The 18,903-nt window shown below is 69.1% G+C and carries 17 protein-coding genes; 10 read left to right on the plus strand and 7 right to left on the minus strand.

Annotated features, from left to right (window positions below):
• Positions 1-7: 7 nt before the first annotated feature.
• The 5 genes from BM133_RS29515 to BM133_RS29535 form a co-directional block, all read right to left on the minus strand.
• On the minus strand, positions 8-994 hold the full coding sequence (locus BM133_RS29515) for an ABC transporter substrate-binding protein (protein WP_093442109.1): 987 nt from the start codon (positions 992-994) through the stop codon (positions 8-10).
• A gap of 58 nt (positions 995-1,052) precedes the next feature.
• Entirely contained in the window at positions 1,053-1,916 is an 864-nt protein-coding gene (locus BM133_RS29520; RefSeq protein WP_093442112.1) for a creatininase family protein, read from the minus strand.
• Positions 1,917-1,931: 15 nt separating this feature from the next.
• Positions 1,932-3,221 (minus strand): amidohydrolase family protein, encoded by a 1,290-nt coding sequence (locus BM133_RS29525; protein WP_093442115.1) that lies wholly within the window; start codon positions 3,219-3,221, stop codon positions 1,932-1,934.
• Positions 3,218-3,805, minus strand: a complete 588-nt coding sequence (locus tag BM133_RS29530; protein ID WP_093442117.1) for an NAD(P)H-dependent oxidoreductase — start codon at positions 3,803-3,805, stop codon at positions 3,218-3,220. The genes BM133_RS29525 and BM133_RS29530 overlap by 4 nt, the downstream gene beginning before the upstream one ends.
• A gap of 123 nt (positions 3,806-3,928) precedes the next feature.
• Positions 3,929-5,941 (minus strand): helix-turn-helix domain-containing protein, encoded by a 2,013-nt coding sequence (locus tag BM133_RS29535; RefSeq protein WP_093442120.1) that lies wholly within the window; start codon positions 5,939-5,941, stop codon positions 3,929-3,931.
• A gap of 194 nt (positions 5,942-6,135) precedes the next feature.
• Between BM133_RS29535 and BM133_RS29540 the strand changes: the two genes are divergently transcribed.
• The 9 genes from BM133_RS29540 to BM133_RS29580 all read left to right on the plus strand — a co-directional run bounded on the left by BM133_RS29540 (position 6,136) and on the right by BM133_RS29580 (position 15,880).
• Positions 6,136-6,927, plus strand: coding sequence for an SDR family oxidoreductase (locus BM133_RS29540; RefSeq protein ID WP_093442122.1), 792 nt, complete (start codon positions 6,136-6,138; stop codon positions 6,925-6,927).
• Positions 6,928-6,987: 60 nt separating this feature from the next.
• Complete coding sequence (locus BM133_RS29545; RefSeq protein ID WP_093442124.1) at positions 6,988-8,241, plus strand: branched-chain amino acid ABC transporter substrate-binding protein; 1,254 nt, start codon at positions 6,988-6,990, stop codon at positions 8,239-8,241.
• Positions 8,242-8,332: 91 nt separating this feature from the next.
• Positions 8,333-9,274: a branched-chain amino acid ABC transporter permease gene (locus BM133_RS29550; protein WP_093442127.1), complete on the plus strand. Its 942-nt coding sequence runs from the start codon at positions 8,333-8,335 to the stop codon at positions 9,272-9,274.
• A 4-nt stretch (positions 9,275-9,278) separates the two neighbouring features.
• On the plus strand, positions 9,279-10,523 hold the full coding sequence (locus BM133_RS29555; RefSeq protein ID WP_093442129.1) for a branched-chain amino acid ABC transporter permease: 1,245 nt from the start codon (positions 9,279-9,281) through the stop codon (positions 10,521-10,523).
• Positions 10,520-11,275, plus strand: a complete 756-nt coding sequence (locus BM133_RS29560) for an ABC transporter ATP-binding protein (RefSeq protein WP_093442132.1) — start codon at positions 10,520-10,522, stop codon at positions 11,273-11,275. The genes BM133_RS29555 and BM133_RS29560 overlap by 4 nt, the downstream gene beginning before the upstream one ends.
• The gene (locus BM133_RS29565; RefSeq protein WP_093442134.1) at positions 11,272-11,994 is read left to right on the plus strand and encodes an ABC transporter ATP-binding protein; all 723 of its coding nucleotides are present in this window, start codon (positions 11,272-11,274) and stop codon (positions 11,992-11,994) included. Before BM133_RS29560 ends, BM133_RS29565 begins: the two co-directional genes overlap by 4 nt.
• A gap of 38 nt (positions 11,995-12,032) precedes the next feature.
• The gene (locus BM133_RS29570; RefSeq protein ID WP_093442137.1) at positions 12,033-12,980 is read left to right on the plus strand and encodes a 3,5-dioxohexanoate:acetyl-CoA acetone transferase; all 948 of its coding nucleotides are present in this window, start codon (positions 12,033-12,035) and stop codon (positions 12,978-12,980) included.
• Positions 12,981-13,021: 41 nt separating this feature from the next.
• Positions 13,022-13,927, plus strand: coding sequence for an SDR family NAD(P)-dependent oxidoreductase (locus tag BM133_RS29575; RefSeq protein WP_093442139.1), 906 nt, complete (start codon positions 13,022-13,024; stop codon positions 13,925-13,927).
• Positions 13,928-14,098: 171 nt separating this feature from the next.
• Entirely contained in the window at positions 14,099-15,880 is a 1,782-nt protein-coding gene (locus BM133_RS29580; protein ID WP_093442142.1) for a tannase/feruloyl esterase family alpha/beta hydrolase, read from the plus strand.
• 10 nt (positions 15,881-15,890) lie between these two features.
• Here the strand turns inward: BM133_RS29580 and BM133_RS29585 are convergent, their stop codons facing one another.
• Entirely contained in the window at positions 15,891-17,117 is a 1,227-nt protein-coding gene (locus BM133_RS29585) for an MFS transporter (RefSeq protein ID WP_093442144.1), read from the minus strand.
• A 113-nt stretch (positions 17,118-17,230) separates the two neighbouring features.
• Here BM133_RS29585 and BM133_RS29590 point away from each other — a divergent pair, with 113 nt between their 5' ends.
• Positions 17,231-18,175 carry a LysR family transcriptional regulator gene (locus BM133_RS29590; RefSeq protein ID WP_177224979.1) on the plus strand — a complete coding sequence of 315 codons (945 nt, stop codon included), beginning with the start codon at positions 17,231-17,233 and terminating at the stop codon, positions 18,173-18,175.
• Here the strand turns inward: BM133_RS29590 and BM133_RS29595 are convergent.
• The gene (locus tag BM133_RS29595) at positions 18,159-18,842 is read right to left on the minus strand and encodes a TetR family transcriptional regulator C-terminal domain-containing protein (RefSeq protein ID WP_177224980.1); all 684 of its coding nucleotides are present in this window, start codon (positions 18,840-18,842) and stop codon (positions 18,159-18,161) included. The genes BM133_RS29590 and BM133_RS29595 overlap by 17 nt on opposite strands.
• Between the last annotated feature and the right edge of the window lie 61 nt (positions 18,843-18,903).

Here is an 18,903-nt window from a genome sequence, read left to right on the forward strand (position 1 = left end):
GAAAGACTCAGGGCAGGACCTTGGCGTCCTTCACGAACTCGGTCGTGTAGGTCTTTGCGAGTTCGACCTTCGCGGGGTCGAGCAGCTTGGCGCTCACCAGGAAGTCGTAGCTCGCCTTGGCGCGCGCATCGGTGATCACGCCGATGCCCAGCTTGGCCGCGTCGCCGCCCGTGACCATGCCCATCTCTTTCAGCTTGGCCACGCTGTAGGCCAGCTGGTCGTCGGTCATGTTGGGGTTGTCTTTCTTGATGAGCGCATTGGCGGGCGCCGGGTCGGCGAGGTAGCTCTTCCAGCCCTCGGCCGAGGCCTTCACGAACGCGGCGACCTGCTTGCTGCGGTCCTTCACCGTCTTCTCCATGCACGACACCGTGGTCGCGTAGGCGGGGAAGCCGTGGTCGCTGAACATCAGCACCGTGCTCTTCACGCCGGCCTTTTGAATCGCATAGGGCTCCGAGGTCAGGTAGCCCTGCTGCGCGGTGTTCTTGTCCGCCACGAAGGGCTGGATGTTGAAGGTGTAGGGGCGCGTCTGTTCGTCGGTGAGGCCGAACTTGGCCTTCAGCCACGGCCAGTAGCCGCGGTTGGCCTGCGCGCCGATCAGCAGCGTCTTGCCCTTCAAGTCTTCGAACTTCTTCACGTCGTCGTGCGCGATCAGCACCTGCGGGTCCTTCTGGAAGAAGGCCGCGACGTTGACCACCGGCACGCCGCCTTCGCGCACCTGCATCATCTGGATGTCGCTCGAACCCATGATGCAGTCGGCCTGGCCGGCCGCCATCATCTGCGTGATGTTGACCTGCGGGCCGCCCATCTTGATGGTCACGTCCAGGCCGTACTTCTTGTAGATGCCCTGCGCCAGCGCCTGGTAGAAGCCGCCGTGCTCGGCCTGCGCGTACCAGTTGGTCATGTAGGTGAACTTGTCCTGGGCCTGCGCGGGTGCGGCTGCGGTGAGGAGCGAAAGCGCGGCGGCGCCGGCCAGGGAAAGAGCGAAGGAACGCATGGTGGGGACCTCTCGAAGGCTGGATGAAAAAGAAGAAAGCCGATGCAAGGAGCGCGCCTCAGGCGGGCTCGTAGCTTTGCTGGATGAAACCCTGCTGGTGGCCGCGCTCCCAGGTCTGCTCCTCGCGCACCACCCAGCGCAGTGCATGGAGCTCGGTCAGCGCCTGCACCCAGCTGTCCGAGAGCGTGTCCAGGATCTCGATGCCCTGTTCGCGCGTGGCGCTGGTCGGATCGCCGATCACCCCGCTCGGGCCGAAGTCGCGCGCGGTCCATGCGCAGGCCGGGCGGCCGTCGGCCGACAGCAGCTTGATCGGGAAGGGCGGCGGAAAGTTGGCCGCCGCGCGCTCCATGTGCACCGTGTCGGGCGCGAGCGCGAGCATCAGCGCGGTCTCCGAATGGCCGGCGTGCATCGACAGGCGCTTTTCCTGCTCGCTGATCTGCTTGCTCGATGCATTCGGCAGGCGCGACACGCCATGCGGCACCACCACGAAGTCGCCATGCCGCAGCCGCAGTTCGCGCGCCGCCATCTCCAGCACCTGCGGCTGGCCGCCGTGGCCGTTGGCGAACAGGAGCTTGCGAAAGCCCGCGCGGTAGACCGACTCGCCGATCTCGGTCACGGTCGACAGGAGCGTGGTGCCGGTGAGCGTCATCGTGCCGGGGAAGTGCAGGTGCTCTTCCGACTTGCCATACGTGATGGTCGGCAGCGCGAAGGCGCGCACGTCGGCGGGCAGCTTCTCCAGCGCCTTGCCCATCACGCCCGAGGCGATCACGCTGTCCACCGAACACGGCAGGTGCGGCCCGTGCTGCTCGATGGCGCCGCAGGGCAGCACGATGACCGTGTTCTCGCGGTCGGGCAGCGCGGCAATTTCGGTCCAGCTCAGGTAGGGCAGGAAGCGGTGGGGCGGGATGTAGCCGTGGAGCATGGGAGTCCTTGTTCTTTACTGGGGGAAGAAAGGCGTCGCGTCGCCGTGCGTCACGCGGCCGTCGCGCAGCACCACGCGGGTGGCGGTGCGCGAGGGCCAGCCGTGGCGGTCGGCCTGCGTGAAGAGCACCAGGTCGGCCTTGGCGCCGACCAGCGTCGGCGCCGTCGTGGCAGGCGCGCGTTGAAGCCAGTCGCTACGGCACAGCGCCTGCGACCAGTTGTCGAAGGGATCGTCGAGCTGCGCCACCAGCGCGGCCGTGCCCAGCGCCTCGACGGGGTCGAAGCTGCCCAGGCGGCAGAACGGGTCCTGCACGTTGTCGCTCGCGAACAGGAGCGGAATGCCGCGCTCGCGTATTTCCTTCACGAGCGTGATGCCGCGCAGGCGCGGCGTCCGGCCGGTGACGGCGTCCTGCAGCAGCAGGTTGGTCGCGGGCAGCGAGACCACGGTGATCGGCGCGCGCGCCACCGCATCGAGCGTGGCGAGGGCTTCGGCCTCCGGCTGCACCGCGAGTGCGCAGATGTGGCCGCAGACCACGCGGCCTTCGAAGCCGATCTCGCGCAGCATGCGCGCGGTGGTCTTGAGGCCGACCGCCGCGGCGTTGAGTTCCTCGTCGACATGCAGGTCGATATCGAGGTCGCAGGCCTGCGCTGCATTCAGCAGGTTGCGCAGCGCGTTCTCGCTCCAGTTGGTCGAATGCACGAAGCCGCCGAGCAGCGCATGAGGTCCCGTGGCCTTCACCTGCTTGGCGAGGCGCAGCGCCTGTGCGGCGTCTTCGAAAAGCGGCAGCTTGATCAGGCTCACCTGCTCCAGCCGAACCCGGCCCGCCCATTCCTCTGCGAGTTCGGCCAGCACCGGCCAGGCCAGCGGCACCGCATCGGGCTCCCACCAGTCGACGTGCGTGCGCACATGCGTGGTGCCGCATTCCCAGGCCCACTGCAGGCCGCGCGACGCGCGCTCGCGCACGTCGCCAGCGCTCCAGTGCACGCGGTCGGCCAGCATCGCGTCGATGGCGCCGAGCAGGCCCGGCTGCACATGCTTCATGCGCGGCAGCGTGAAGGCCTTGTCCAGGTGCGTGTGGGCATCGACGAAGCCGGGGAGCACGAGGGTGCCGGCGAGGTCCCAGCTTGAGGGCGAGGGCGAGGGCGAGGGCGAAGGCGCGGCGTCGTCGGCGGGACGCACCGACTGCACGCGCCCCGCGTCGAGCGCGATGCGCGCCAGCACCGGCACGCCATCGCGCTGCGGCCAGCCGGAGGGCAGCAGCCAGCGCGGCAGCCGTGCGTTGTCCAGCAGCACGGGCGCGTTCATGCGAAGCGCGCCATTGCCTGCCCCACGCGCGCCATGAAGCGCTTCAACTGGGGCTCGGTCGCCACGTTCATGTGGTAGTGGGCGTGGTAGTCCACCTTCGCGCGCTGCCCGGTCAGACGCTTCATGTAGCGCGTGACGATCTTGCGCGGCGGATCGCCCATGTACCAGGCCAGCCACCGCGGCCGGCCGTAGGTGACCACGGCGCTGATGCGCGTGATGTGCGTGAGCATCGGCTTCACGTTCGCCGGATCGCTGATGTCGAAGGCCACGCCCGGCATGAAGAGCCGGTCGAAGTAGCCCTTGAGCATCGCCGGCAGCCCGAAGCACCAGGTCGGAAAGCAGAACACGATGCCCTCGGCCCACTGCAGCCGCTCGACATACGGCTGCAGCGGCAGCTGGTTGGCCGGCACGTCGTGGTAGCCAAGCCGCTCCTCGCGCGAGAGCACCGGGTTGAAGCCCTCGGCGTACAGGTCGCAGTCGTCCACCTCGTGCCCGGCTGCGCGCAGGTTCTTCAGCACCTCCTGGTGCAGGGCCGCATGGAAGCTGGTTTCGACCGGGTGGCAGTAGACGACGAGCACGCGCATGGTGTGTTTGACCGCTTAATCAGAGCAAGTGGTCAGGTTATGCAAGCGACGTGCCAGTCCGGATGCACCGGGCTGGTGAACTTCTCCAAATTGCGCTGGCTGGGCCCGGCAGGCCCGGCCGGGTCAGCCTTCGAGCGCTGGCGCGTCGCCCGACATACCCAGGCTCCAGAGCCTCAGCGCCACATGGATCTCCAGCGCCCGGCTCGCGTTGCCCCAGTGCCCCAGCAGCTCCTCCACGCTCGCCAGGCGCTGGCGCACGGTGTTGACGTGGATGCCCATGCGCGCCGCGGTCGTCTTGGCGTTCTGGTTGTTGTCGAAATAGGCCAGGAGCGTGGCGGTCAGTTCCGATCCGCGCTTCCTGTCGTGGCCCATGACCGCGCCGATCGTTGCGTTCAGGAAGGTGTTCAGGCTCGCCTGGTCGTGCGTTTCGAACAGCACGGAATACAGCGCCATCTCGTTCTGCGCGACGATGTTGCCGCGCATGCCCAGCCGCCCCAGCACCGACAGCGCACGCCGCAGCGTCGCGTAGAGCGCGGGCATCTCGGCGGGCGTGCGCACCGGCCGCGATAGCACGCCCCGGTAGGCGTCGCCGAGCTCGCTGCCGGCGAATGTCGTGAACCGGGCCAGCACGTCCTGCGCCTTCGTCGCGCCGCACACGATGACCAGCACGCCGTCGACCTCGTCCATCACGAGATCGGACAGCGGCGCGCCCGCCCGCAGGCGCCGCGCCCAGAAGCCGGGCCGGGGCTGCTCCATCTCGACCACCATCAACGAGATCGGCTGCGAAAGGTCCAGGCCGAAGCGCTCGGCGCGGTCCTGCGTCAGGGCGGGTTCGTCTTGCCTGGGCGAGATGAGCGTGTGCAGCAGCGTCGAGACATCGCGGCTCTTGCTCGCCTCGACGCGCTCCTGCGACAGTAGCACGACGCCGATGACGCTCGAGCTGCGCTCGAAGGTGCGCAGCGAGATGTCGCGCAGGTCCTCGTGCCTGAAGAGCAGCACCGCGCCGAGCACGTCGTTGCCGCCGATCACCGCGATCGCGCGGCACAACTCGCCGCCGTGGCTGAAGGCGACGGCCGAGCGGCCCGCCTGGCGGCTCTCGCGCAGGGCCTGCGCCAGCGCGGCGCTGTGTTCGTCGTGCGGCGCGTAGGCATCGGCCGCCGTGCCCGCATAGCCCGGCGCCGTGGCCCGGCTGATCACTTCGCTGGCCTCATCGAGCACCAGCACGCTGCCGTTGAGAAGCTGCGCGACCGACTCGCACAGCGCGCCGAGCGAAGCGCCTTTCGCGAGCAGCGAGGTCAGCTGCTCGTGCGCTTCGGCCGCCTCCTGCACGTCGCGCGCATGCCGCTCCAGTTCCGCGCGGGCCAGGTCCGCGTTCTCCAGCGCCGTCTTCGCCTCCGCGAAGGCCTTGGCGTTGTTGATGGCGACGGCCGCGTGCGTGGCGAGCGTGCAGAGGATCGACACGTTCAGCGCCGTGTGCGTGCGGTGGTAGCGGTCGGCCACGAAGAGCAGGCCGATCACGTTGTCGTCGCACATCAGCGGCGCGCCGACCAGTGCGGCGACGCCTTCGTCCCTGAAGGTGTCGTCCAGTGCGGGGTCGTGCACGAAGCGGTTGTCGTGAAGGTAGTCGGGCGTGAAGAACGGCAGGCGCTTGGACATCACGATGCCCGCGACGCCCAGGTTCCTGCCGGCGGTCATCTTGCCGGTGCGGTCCGAGATGGCGCCGTCGGCCACGACCACCTGGAACTCGCCGCTCGCGGCGTCGTAGATCGTGAGCCAGCACAGGTGCGCGCCCATCAGCTTGCGCGCACGGCTCACGATGGCCTTGAGCAGGCCCGCGAGATCCAGGCGGCTCGAGAGATCCTGCGCGGATTCGATCACCGCGAGCATGCCGCGCTCGCGCTGCTCGTGAAGCTCCAGCCGGTTGCGCAGCGCCATGGCCATGCGCACCAGCTCCACCAGGCCCGACTTGCGCTGCAGCGCATCGGGCAGCGCCTCGACATGCGCGAGGCAGGCGGCGAACTCTTCGGCCGAGGCGTTGCGGTGCAGGAGGCCGATCAGCTCGGGGGCGATCTCGTCGGCCGTCTGGCCCAGCGACGGGCCGATCGTTCGCTTTCGTTCTTGGGGCAGTGCCGGCATAGGGCGCGAAGGCTAGCAGAACGATGCGTGCATGGGCATGGGCTCAAGCCCCAGTTCCGGCGGGCAGGCGCCGCGCGCGACAGGGATCACATCGCGCAGGGCCCGGATGTGTGTCTGCCGCACATAGGTTTGCGCGGGCGCCTTCCGGACACTTGCCGTGCTGCACCGTTCACGAGACATCACGACAAACACACATGAGCATCATCGATTCACTCCGGCCCGCGCCCGGCCTGCGTGTCCTGGTCACCGCAGGCGGCGCCGGCATCGGTGCCGCGGTGGCGCGCGCGTTCCGGGAGACCGGCGCGCGCGTGCATGTCTGCGACATCGACCGCGGCGCGCTCGACCGCCTGGCCGACGAAGCGCCCGAGATCACATCGAGCATGGCCGACGCCTCGGTGCCCGAAGACGTCGACCTCGTCTTCGACGACGTGCAGGGCGCGCTCGGCGGCCTGGACGTGCTGGTGAGCAACGTCGGCATCGCGGGGCCGACCGGCGCGATCCAGGACCTGAACCGCGGCGACTGGGAGCGCACGGTGTCGGTGAACCTGAACAGCCAGTTCTATTTCGCGCAGCGCGCGGTGCCCTTGCTCCGGCAGTCCACGCAGAGCCCGTGCCTCATCGCAATGAGCTCGGTCGCCGGGCGGCTGGGCTATGCATTCCGCACACCTTACGCCGCGACCAAGTGGGCCATCGTCGGCCTCATGAAGTCGCTGGCGATCGAGCTCGGCCCGCACGGCGTGCGGGTGAACGCGATCCTTCCGGGCACGGTCGAGGGCGACCGCATGAACAGCGTGATCGGCGCACGCGCGGCGACCGCGGGCGTGTCGGTGGACGCGATGCGCGCGGAGTACCTGCAGAAGATCTCGCTGCGCCGCATGGTCACGCTGGACGACGTGGCGGCCATGACGCTCTTTCTCTGCTCGCCCGCGGCGCGCAACGTGACCGGCCAGGCGATCAGCGTCGACGGGAACATGGAATACCTCTAGCGCCCGCGCGGCCGGCGCGCCCCTTTTCGATTTCCTTTCAAAAAAAGCATGGAGACATCAATGCACAAGTTCAACGCACTCGCCTTCGCCCTCGTTCCCGCGGTGGGCCTTCTCTGCGGCGCCGCCTCGACCGCATCCGCCGCGCCGGTCAAGATCGGCGTGCTCGAAACGCTCTCGGGCCCGCAGGCCTCGTCGGGGCAGGCCTACCGCGCCGCCGTGCGCTATGCCATCGACCAGATCAACGCCGCGGGCGGCTGGAACGGCGAGCCCGTGCAGCTTCTGGAGTACGACAACCAGGGCGGCCCCGCGGGTGCGGCCGACAAGCTCAAGGCGGCCGCCGCCGACGGCGTGCAGCTGATCGTGCAGGGCGCCTCGTCGGCCATCGGCGGGCAGATCACTGAGGACGTGCGCAAGTACAACCTGCGCAATCCCGGCAAGGAAATGGTCTACCTGAACGTCGGCGCCGAGGCGCTGGAGCTCACCGGCGAGAAGTGCAACTTCCATCACTTCCGCTTCGGCGGCGATCCGCAGGTGCGCACCAAGGCGCTCGTGAGCGCGATGAAGCAGTCCCATGCGCTGGGCACCAAGGTCTACTCGATCAACCAGAACTACTCCTGGGGCCAGGACATGGAGAAGGCCATCGCCGACAACGCGGCGGCGGGCGGCTACCAGGTGGTCGAGAAGACGCTGCACGACGTCAACAAGGTGCAGGACTTCGCCCCCTACGTCGCGAAGATCGCCGCTTCCAAGGCCGACTCGGTGCTCACCGGCAACTGGTCCAACGACCTGCTGCTCTTGATGAAGGCCTCGAAGTCGGCGGGCTTGAAGGCACGCTTCGGCACGGTCTACCTCGACCAGCCGGGCAACCTCGCCAACGCCGGCGACCTGGCCGTCGGGCACTTCGTCGTGCAGACTTTCAACCCCGAAGCGGGCGGTGCCGAGGGCGAGCGATTCGTCAACGACTACAAGGCCAAGACCGGCCACGTGCCCGTCTTCATCGAGCCGCAGACCGTCTTCGGCATGGCCATGGTGGCCGATGCACTGAAGCGTACCAAGCCCGAGGGCGGCGCGCTCAACGTGAATGCGTTCGCCAAGGCGCTGGAGGCCACCACCATCAAGACCCCGATGGGCGACATGAGCATGCGCGCAGCGGACCACCAGGCGCAGCTGCCGATGGTGGTGTCCACGGTCACCAAGGATGCGAAGTTCAAGGTGGACGACACCGACATGGGCTTCAAGCCGGTCAAGCGCTTCAGCGCGCAGGAAGCCTCGACGCCCGCGCAGGCCAGCTGCGCCATGAAGCGGCCCGGCTGAGCCGCGCCCTCCCTGAACTTTCACCAGGCCGGCGGGACGCGAGCGTCCCGCGCGGCGCAGCTTCGGCTGGCGAAGAAAACCTATGGACCCTATGGACCAGACCATCGTTTCCCTCATGAACGGCGTCATCTACGGCCTCCTGCTGTTCATGGTGTCCGCCGGGCTCACGCTCATCTTCGGAATGATGGGCGTGCTCAACTTCGCGCACGCCTCGTTCTACATGCTCGGGGCGTACTTCGCGTACACGCTGCAGGGCGCGATCGGCTTCTGGCTCGCGCTTCTCGTCTCGCCGGTGCTCGTGGGGCTGGTGGGCGTGGTGGTCGAGCGCTTCTTCCTTCGTCGGGTGCATCACCACGGCCACGCGCATGAGTTGCTGCTGACCTTCGGCCTCTCGTTCATCGTGGCCGAATCGATCAAGCTGTTCTTCGGCAACTTCCCGGTCGACTACCGGATTCCCGCGTCGCTCGATGTCTCGGCCTTCACCGTCGGCGGCGCGCAGTACCCGGTGTACCGCCTCCTGATGGGCGGCGTCGCCATCGCGATGTTCGTGGTGATCTACCTGCTGCTCACGCGCACGCGCGTGGGCATCGTGGTGCGCTCGGCCATCTACAAGCCGCGCATGGCCGAAGCGCTGGGCCACAACGTGCCGCTGGTGTTCATGGGCGTCTTCGGCGTGGGCGCGGCGCTCGCGGGCCTCGCGGGCGCGGTCGCCGGCGCGTTCTACACGACGAACCCGAACATGGCGCTCGAACTGGGCGTGATGGTGTTCGTGGTGGTCGTGGTCGGTGGGCTGGGCTCGCTCGGCGGGGCGATGCTGGCCTCGCTGCTGATCGGCGTCGTCACCTCGCTCGCGGTCGGTGTGGACAGGAGCCTGGCCGACCTGTTCGCGCTCTTCGGCGCCGGCGAATGGGCCACGAGCGTCGGCGGCCTCATGACGCTGAAGGTCTCCAGTCTGTCGGCGACGATCCCGTTCGCGCTGATGCTGCTGATCCTGCTCGTGCGGCCCAGCGGCCTCATGGGCGAGAAGGCGTGATGCGATGAAGACCGGTCTTCTCTTTGTCCTCGCGGGCGTCGCTGCGCTCGTCGCCCTGCCGTTCCTGCTGTCGCAGGGGCTGCTGAACGCGGCCATCCAGATGCTCATCGCCGCGCTGTTCGCGAGCGCCTACAACCTGCTGTGCGGCCAGGCGGGCATGTTGTCCTTCGGGCACGCGGCCTACTTCGGCGTCGGCGCGTTCGGCACCGTCCACGCGATGAACGCCATCGGCGGCGCGGGGCTGCTGCCCACGCCCTTGATGCCGCTGGCGGGCGCCGTCTGCGGGCTCGTCTTCGGCGGCATCGCGGGCTGGTTCGCGACCCAGCGCACCGGCACCTACTTCGCGATGATCACGCTCGCGATCGCCGAGCTGGTGCATTCGCTCGCGCCGCACCTGAAGGGCCTCTTCGGCGGCGAAGCCGGCGTGTCCACCATGCGCATGCCGGCGTGGGGCCTGGATTTCGGCTCGACCACGCAGGTGTACTACCTCACGCTCGCCTGGGTGCTGCTGTCGGTCGGGCTGCTGTACCTGTTCACGCGCACGCCGATGGGGCGGCTCGCGTACGGCCTTCGCGAGAACAGCCACCGGCTGCGGTTCCTCGGCTACAACGTGCACGGCCTGGGCATGCTGGTGTTCGCGATCTCGGCGATGTTCTCGGGCATCGCGGGCGGCCTGCAGGTCGTGTCCAACGAATCGGCGAACTACGTGGTGTTCGATCCGGCGCTGTCGGCCGCGGTCGTGCTCAACACCTACATCGGCGGCGTCAAGGTGTTCCTCGGCCCCGCGTTCGGCGCGGCGCTCATGACCTTCTTCGGCTACGCCGTGTCCGACCTCACGCAGTCGTGGCTGCTCTACCAGGGCATCCTGTTCGTGCTGGTGATGATGTTCATGCCCTCGGGGCTCGCGGGCCTCATCGGCACCACCGGGCGCCTGCGCCAGCGCATCGGCGTGGCGCAACTGGTTCCGCTGGCGCTGCTGTCGATCGCCGCCGCAGTGCTCTTGAGCATGGGCGGCGCGTTCGCGGTCGAGATGCTGCAGCGCATCTTCTCGCAGGACTACCGCGCGATGGCCAAGCTCGCCGCGGGCGGCGCGTGGCCGCCGGTCACGCTGCTCGCGCGCACCTGGTCGCCGACCGCGGTGATGACGTGGGCGGTGCCGGTGGTGCTCATCGGCACCGGCGCCCTGCTCGCATGGTTCGGTCAGCGAAAGCTCAAGCACGCCACCGAGCGCGCGGGAGGTGCCGCATGAGCGATCCCATCCTCAGCATCCGGGGCCTGCGCAAGGCTTTCGGTCCGACCGAAATCATGCGCGGCGTGGACCTCGACCTGCACGGCGCCGAGCGGCACGCGCTCATCGGCCCCAACGGCGCGGGCAAGTCCACGCTCTTTCACCTCATCTCGGGCCACCTCGCGCCGAGCGCCGGAACGATCCATTTCGACGGCCATTCGATCGGCGGCCGCACGCCGCAGGCGATCAACCGGCTGGGCCTCGCGCGCTCGTTCCAGATCACGAACATCTTTCCGAAGCTCAGCGTGTTCGAGAACGTCCGCCTCGCGGTGATGCGCCCGCACGGGCTCGCGTATGCGTTCTGGAAATTCATCGACAGCGACCGGCGCGTCCGCGAAGAGACCTACCGGCTGCTGGCGCTGGTGCGGCTCGCGTCCCGCGCGGACGCGATCGCCGGCGAGATGGCGTACTCCGAACAGCGCTCGCTCGAGATCGCGATGACGCTCGCATCGGACCCGAAAGTGATCCTGCTGGACGAACCGATGGCGGGCATGTCCAACGAGGAAACGCAGTACACGGCCGAGCTCATCCTGGAGGTCACGCGCGGCCGGGCGCTGATGCTCGTGGAGCACGACATGGACGTGGTGTTCGCGCTCAGCGACCGCATCAGCGTGCTGGTCTACGGCCAGGTGATCGCGACCGGCACGCCCGACGAGATCCGCGCCAACGCGAGCGTGAAGGAAGCCTACCTGGGCGAGGAGGCGGCCGCATGAGCGCCGCGACCGAAACGCTGCTGCACGTCGAAGACCTGCACGCGCACTACGGCAAGAGCCACATCCTGCACGGCGTGAACCTGCAGGTGGCACGCAATGAAGTCGTGAGCCTCCTGGGCCGCAACGGCTCGGGGCGCTCGACCACCATGAAGGCCGTCATGGGGCTGGTCACGCCGACCTCCGGCCGCATCCGGCTGCAAGGCCGCGAGCTCGCGGGCGCGAGGCCCTACGCCATCTGCCGCGCCGGCATCGGCTACGTGCCCGAGGAGCGCGAGGTGTTCGCCAACCTCACGGTGGACGAGAACCTGCGCATGGGCGAGCAGACGCCCGTGCCCGGCGCGCACCGCTGGCGCATCGAGGAGATGTTCGACTACTTCCCGCGCCTGAAGGAGCGCCGCAACACCAAGGCCGGCAGCATGTCGGGCGGCGAGCAGCAGATGCTCACGATGTGCCGCTCGCTGCTGGGCAATCCGCTGGTGCTGCTGATCGACGAGCCCACCGAGGGTCTCGCGCCCAAGATCGTCGCGCAGGTGGCCGAATGCATCCGCGACATGCACCGCAAGGGCGTCTCGGTCGTGCTGGTCGAGCAGAAGCTGGCCATTGCGCTGAAGGTCTCCACGCGCGTGTGCGTGATGGGGCACGGGCGCATCGTCTTCGAGGGCACGCCGCAGGAACTGACGGCCAACGAGAAGCTCGTGGCCGAGTGGCTCGCGGTCTGACCTCACGCTGTTTTTCATTCACCGCTGCGAACCTCCACATGGCAACCACAACCACCCAAGACAAGGTCATCATTTCCTGCGCGGTCACCGGCTCGGTCCACACGCCGACGATGTCCGAGCACCTGGCGCTCACGCCGGACCAGATCGCCGAGCAATCGATCGAGGCCGCAGAGGCGGGCGCCGCCATCCTGCACTTGCATGCGCGCGACCCGAAGGACGGCCGGCCCTCGGCCGACCCGAAGATCTTCGATGCGTTCGTGCCGCGCATCCGCGACGCCACCGACGCGGTCATCAACATCACCACCGGCGGCAGCACGCGCATGACGCTCCAGGAGCGCCTGGCCTATCCATTGCAAGCGAAGCCCGAGATGTGCTCGCTGAACATGGGCTCGATGAACTTCTCGATCCACCCGGCCTCGCGGCGCATCGCCGAGTGGAAGCACGACTGGGAGAAGCCGTATGTCGAAGGCATGGAGGACCTGATCTTTCGCAACACCTTCCGTGACATCAAGCACATCCTGAAGGTGCTGGGCGAGGACTGCGGCACGCGCTTCGAGTTCGAGTGCTACGACGTGGGGCACCTCTACAACCTCGCGCATTTCGTGGACGAGGGGCTCATCAAGGGACCGCTCTTCATCCAGAGCATCTACGGCATCCTGGGCGGCCTGGGGCCGGACCCGGAGAACCTCGTGGTGATGCGCACCACCGCCGACCGGCTCTTCGGCCGCGGCGGCTACCGCTTCTCGATCCTCGGCGCGGGCCGGCACCAGATGCCGCTTTTGACCATGGGCGCGGTGATGGGCGGCAACGTGCGCGTGGGCCTCGAGGACAGCCTCTATCTCGGCAAAGGCCAGCTCGCGAAATCGTGCGCCGAGCAGGTGCGAAAGATCCGCCGGATTCTCGAGGAGCTATCGCTCGAGATCGCCACGCCCGACGAGGCGCGCGCCATGCTGGGCCTGAAGGGTCGGGACGCGGTCGCGTTCTGAACGCCGCGCCGAAGCAAGCCATTCATCAATCAGGAGTAGCAATGAACAAGTTCTTGGAAGGCCGCGTGGCCATCGTCACGGGGGCCGGCAGCGGCCTGGGCAAGGCGCATGCGATGGCGCTCGCGCGGCATGGCGCACGCGTCGTGGTCAACGACGTGGCGGGCAGGCACGAAGGCTCGCCGGGGCGCGCGGTCGCCGACGAGATCGTGCGGGCCGGCGGCCTGGCCATCGCCGACGGCGGCAACGTCACCGATTTCGCGCAGATGGAACAGATGGTCGCGCGCGCCATCGGCGAATGGGGCCGCGTCGACATCCTCGTGAACAACGCCGGCGTGCTGCGCGACAAGACTTTTTCCAAGATGTCGCTCGACGATTTCCGGCTGGTGATGGACGTGCACCTGATGGGCGCCGTCAACTGCGTGAAGGCCGTGTGGGAGCACATGCGCGAGCGCCGGTACGGCCGCATCGTGATGACGACGTCCTCGTCGGGCCTCTACGGCAACTTCGGCCAGTCCAACTACGGCGCCGCGAAGATGGCGCTCGTGGGCCTCATGCAGACGCTGGCGCTCGAAGGCGCCAGGCAGAACATCCGCGTGAATTGCCTCGCGCCCACGGCCGCGACGGCCATGACCGAAGGCGTGCTGCCGCCCGAGGCGCTGGCCCGGCTCGCGCCGGCCAACGTGAGCCCGGGCCTCGTCGCGCTGGTGGGCGAGGACGCGCCGACGCGCACCATCCTGCTGGCGGGCGCGGGCAGCTTCGAGAGCGCGAACGTCACGATGACGCAGGGCATCTTCATCGGCGACGCGGAAGACCCGGTGGCGCAGATCCGCTCGCGCATGGAAGAGATCCTGGACCGCCAGGACGAGCGCGTGCCCGGCACGGGGTTCGAGCAATACCAGCTGGAGCTTTCCAAGGCCGGCATCGAGATGGCGCTGCCCGGCGCATAGAGCGCACGCCGCCGCGCGGCGAGGGTTTTCACTGCATGGGGGCACCACATCGGATTCGCCCCCGCGGTGTCGGGTTCGCACATTGGATTCGAGAGGGGCGCGCGCGAGACTTTGTCGGGCCTCGAAAGAAGGCCGCGTAAGCAACCTGCAACGACATCGGAGACAGACCCAATGAAATCCAGCAACAGAGACCTGGCCCTTGTGGCCGTGGCCTGCCTCGCGGCGACCGCCATGCTTGCCGGCTGCGGTGGTGGCGGCAGTGGCGGCGGGGGCTTCCCGTTCGTGACCCTGCCCCCTGCCGCGCCGCCGCCCGCCGCGCCACCCCCGGCCGCACCGCCGCCGCCTTCGCAGCCCGTTGCGCTCACCTGCGACCAGCTGCAGGGCATGACCGTCGCCGCATCGGCGATCGGCCTGCCCACCTCCGGCGCCACCGTGACGTCGGTCAAGACCGTGGCCGCCAGCGGCAGCGGCGCGGCGGCCGTGCCCGAGTACTGCGAAGTCGCGGGCAAGATCGCGCCGGTCGATGCGACGGCGCCCAACATCCTCTTCCAGCTGGCGTTGCCCACGCGCTGGAACCAGAAGGTCGTCATGTTCGGCGGTGGCGGGTTCAACGGCACCATTCCGAGCGTCAAGAGCAACGTGCCCAACGGTCCCGTCGACCAGCCCACGCCGCTGGGCCGGGGCTACGCCACCTTCGCGAGCGACTCGGGCCACCAGGCCAACGCGCTCGGCTCGCAGGACGGCTCGTTCGGCCTGAACGACGAGGCCGTGCGCAACTTCGGCGGCGACGTGCTCAAGAAGGTGCACGACGTCGCGCTCTCGCTGGTGAAGACGCGCTACGCGGCCAGCCCGGCGAAGGCGTATTTCGCCGGCGGATCGACGGGCGGGCGCGAGGCGCTGACCGCCATCCAGCGCTGGCCCGCGGACTGGGACGGCGCGATCGCGTGGTACCCCGCGTGGAACGACGCGTCGGCGCTGCTGGCCGGGCACCGCATGAGCCGCGCGCTTGCGCAGCCGGGCGCCTATCCCAACGTCGCGAAGCGCGAGGTGCTGTTCAAGGCCGCGATGGAAGCCTGCGACGCGCTCGATGGCGCGACCGACGGCCTCATCAGCAACCAGAACCTGTGCAATGCGCGCTTCGATCCGTCGACCGCCACGCTGGCCGGCGTCGCGGTGCGCTGCCCGGGCGGCGCGGACACGGGCAACACCTGTCTCTCGGATGCACAGATCACGGCACTGAAGACCATCAATACGCCGACCAATTTCAACTACCTGCTCGCGAGCGGGGAGACGCAGTACCCGGGCTACAACGTGTGGGGCGCGGACCTGGGCATCACCACCTGGACTTCGCCGCTGGAGCCGGTGGTGACGTTCCTCGCGTTCGGCACCTCGCCGCCGGGGCGCCCGATGCCCGCGACCGCGCCCTACGTCAGCGTGCTGACCGACCAGTGGATCAAGTACTCGGTGACGCGCGATCCGCTGTACGACTCGCTCTCGCTCGATCCGGAAAACGCCGGCCCGTGGGCCAATCGCATCAGTTCGCTGAGCACGCAGCTGGACGTCAGCACCGACATCTCCGCGTTCAAGGCGCGCGGCGGCAAGCTGCTGCTGGCCCACGGCCTGGCCGACGTGCTGGTGAGCACGCGGGCCACGGAGCAGTACTACCAGCGGCTGCAGTCGCGCCTGGGGCTCGCGGAAGTCGATTCGTTCGTGCGCTACTACGAGGTCGCGGGCCTGGGCCATGCGGTGAGCAGCGTCTTCAATGCGACGTGGGATTCGCTCACGGCCCTGGAGCAATGGGCCGAGAAGGGCACCGCGCCCACGGGGCAGGTGACGACCGACACGGCCGGCGTGCCCGGCCGCACCCGGCCGCTGTGCGACTACCCGAAGTGGCCGGCGTACAAGGGGTCGGGCGACGTCAACCTCGCGGCGTCCTTCCGCTGCGCCGACTGAAGCATCGGGCTCAGGGCTTGCGGGGCGCGGGCAGCAGCCGCACGGCCAGTGCCGCCGCTGCCGTGCCGGTCGCAAGCCACGTCACGCCGGCCCAGCCCCACTGCGCGAGCGCCAGCGCGCCCAGCGCCGAGCCGGCCGCCATGCCGATGAACATGCTGGTGAACAGCACCGCGTTCAGCCGGCTGCGCGCGCCGGGCTCGATGCCGTAGACGATGGTCTGGTGCGCGATCAGCGTCGCCTGCAGGCCCAGGTCGAAGCCGACGGCCGCGATGGCCAGCAGCCAGAGCTGCGCGTGCGGCAGCATCAGCGGCGCGAGCCCCATGGCGGCGAACGACACCACGGCCAGTCCGGCGCCCAGGCGCGTCACCAGTTGCGGGCCGCGCCGGTCGGCCAGGCGCCCTGCCAGCGGTGCCGCGAGCGCACCCGCCGCGCCGGCCAGCCCGAAGGCGCCTGCCGCGGCGCTCCCCAGGTGGAAGGGCGCGCCATGCAGCATCACCGCCAGCGTCGACCAGAACGCGCTGAAGCCCACCGCCAGCAGCGCCTGTGCCAGTGCCGCGCGGCGCAGCGTGCCGTGGCGCGACCACAGCGTGCCCAGCGAACCGAGCAGCGCGCCGTAGGCCAGGTGCGTGGTCGGGCGAAAGCGCGGCAGCCCGCGCCAGGCGGCCGCGCCGATGAGCGCGATGCTGGCCGCCGCCGCGATGAACATCGCGCGCCAGCCGAAGTGCTCGGCGACGAACCCGCTCACCACCCGCGACAGCAGGATGCCCAGCAGCAGCCCGGTCATCACCGTGCCGACGGTCTTGCCGCGCGAGGCTTCGGGCGCGAGCGTGGCGGCGGCGGGCACGATGTCCTGCGCCATCGTGGCCGCAAGCCCGATCGCCAGGCTGGCCGCGAGCAGCACGCCGATCGACGGCGCGGCGCCTGCCACCAGCAGCGCGGCGCAAAGCGCTGCCGCCTTGATCAGCACGATGCGGCGCCGGTCGAAGCGATCGCCCAGCGGCGCCAGCAGCAGGATGCCGAGCGCGTAGCCCAGTTGCGTCAGCGTGGGGATGAAGCCGACCGCGCGGATGGAGGCGCCGATGTCGGCGCCCAGCACGCCGAGCATCGGCTGCGCGTAGTAGAGCGACGCCACCGACAGGCCCGCGGCGGTGGCCAGCAGCAGCACCAGCGAAGCCGGCAGCGCCTGGCCGTCCGGTGCGGCGCCTGGGTGGGCATGCAGTGTTTGAATGGAAGACATGGTGATAACCCTTGGTTTTCTGGCTAGGGCTGGAATGTGCTCCTCTTGGGATGTACTTGGTAGCCCTGTGGATTGCACAATGTCTATACGTAATGCGCATAAAGAGCGAGGAAATGCCGAATTCACCCCCCGCCGCCGACCGCATCGAGCTGATGCAGACCTTCGTCCACATCGTCGAGGCCGGCAGCCTCTCGGCCGCGGCGCTGCGGATGGGCGCGACGCAGCCCACCGTGAGCCGCCGGCTGCAGGCGCTGGAGCGCTCGCTGGGCGTGCGGCTCTTGCGCCGCTCCACGCACGCCATGAAGCTCACCGAGGACGGCGAGCGCTGCTACGAGGGCGCCAAGGAACTGATCGCCAACTGGCGCGCCTTCGAGGCCGATCTGCGCGGCGTGGGCGACGAGCCCGAGGGCACGCTGCGCGTGGTGGCGCCGCATGCGCTGGGGCAGCGGCTGCTGGTCGGCCCGCTGGCCGAGTACCTGCGCGCCTATCCCCGGGTGGCCGTCGAATGGCTGCTGCACGACCGGCGGCCCGACTTCATCGCCGAGGGCGTCGATTGCGCGATCCAGGTCGGCGAGGTGACCGACACCATGGCCGTGGCCATCAAGCTTTCGGAGGTGCCGCGCGTGGTGGTCGCCGCGCCGTCGGTGCTGGAAGGCCGCAAGCCCCCCACGCACGCCTCGGAACTGGCCGGGCTGCCCTGGATCGCGCTGCGCACCTTCTATCGCAACGAGGTGCAGCTCACGCACCGGCCTAGCGGCGAGCTCGCGCGGGTGCCGATCCGCCCGCGCATGAGCACCGACAGCCTCTATGCGCTGCACAGCGCGGCCGTCATGGGGCTGGGTGCCTGCATCGGCTCGGCCTGGCTCATGAACGACGACATCGCCGCCGGCCGGCTGGTGCAGCTGGTGCCGCAGTGGCATGCGGCGCCGCTGCCCGTGTACCTGACCTATTCGCCCGCGCGCTTCCAGCCCGCGCGGCTGCGCCGCTTCATCGAGGTGGTGCGCCTCGCGATGGCCGACCCGACGGGCCGCGCCTGGGAGGTCAGGGCGTCGCCTTGATGCCGCAGCCGCCCAGCACGAAGGCCACCAGCTCGCGCGCGATGGGTTCGCGGTCGATGGGCGCATCGGGCGGCAGGCCCAGCATCACGCGCGTCTGGATCGCGTAGTCGGCGTAGCTCTGGGTCATGGCCCAGATGTGCATGAGGAGGATGCGCGCATCGAGCGGGCGCATCTGCCCGCGCGCGATCCAGCCGTTGATGATGTCCACCTTCTTCTGTGTCCAGGCGCGGGCGTTGGGCCAGTAGCGGTCCAGGTTGCGGCCGCCGTCCAGGATCTCGCGCGTGAAGATGCGCGACATCTCGGGGCTGTCGATCGCGTGGTCCAGCTTCTTTCGGATGTAGTCGCCCAGCACGGTGGCCGGGTCGCTCGCGTCCTCGAACGAGAACACCACCTTCCAGGCGTGCAGCACCTGCATGAGCAGCTCCTCGTAGAGCTCTTCCTTGCCGGCGATGTAGTAGTGCAGCTGGGGCTTGGTGAGGCCGGCGCGCGCGGCGATGGCCTGGGTCGAGGTGCCCTTCAGGCCGTGCAGGCTGAACTCGGCCACCGCCGCGGTGCGGATGGCCGCCATGATGCGCTCGCGCCCCGGGCGTGCGCGCGACAGCGGGCCGTCGGGGGCGGGCATTTCCTGGGCGGTGGCGGGGGGCAGGGCGGCAGTGTCGGAGGTCATGCTGGAAGGAGGCGGCGGGCGCCCGGCCGATGGTAATCCCAAGGCGCATGGCGGCCCGCCG

This window comes from Variovorax sp. 770b2, from assembly GCF_900115685.1.
GTDB lineage: Bacteria > Pseudomonadota > Gammaproteobacteria > Burkholderiales > Burkholderiaceae_C > Variovorax.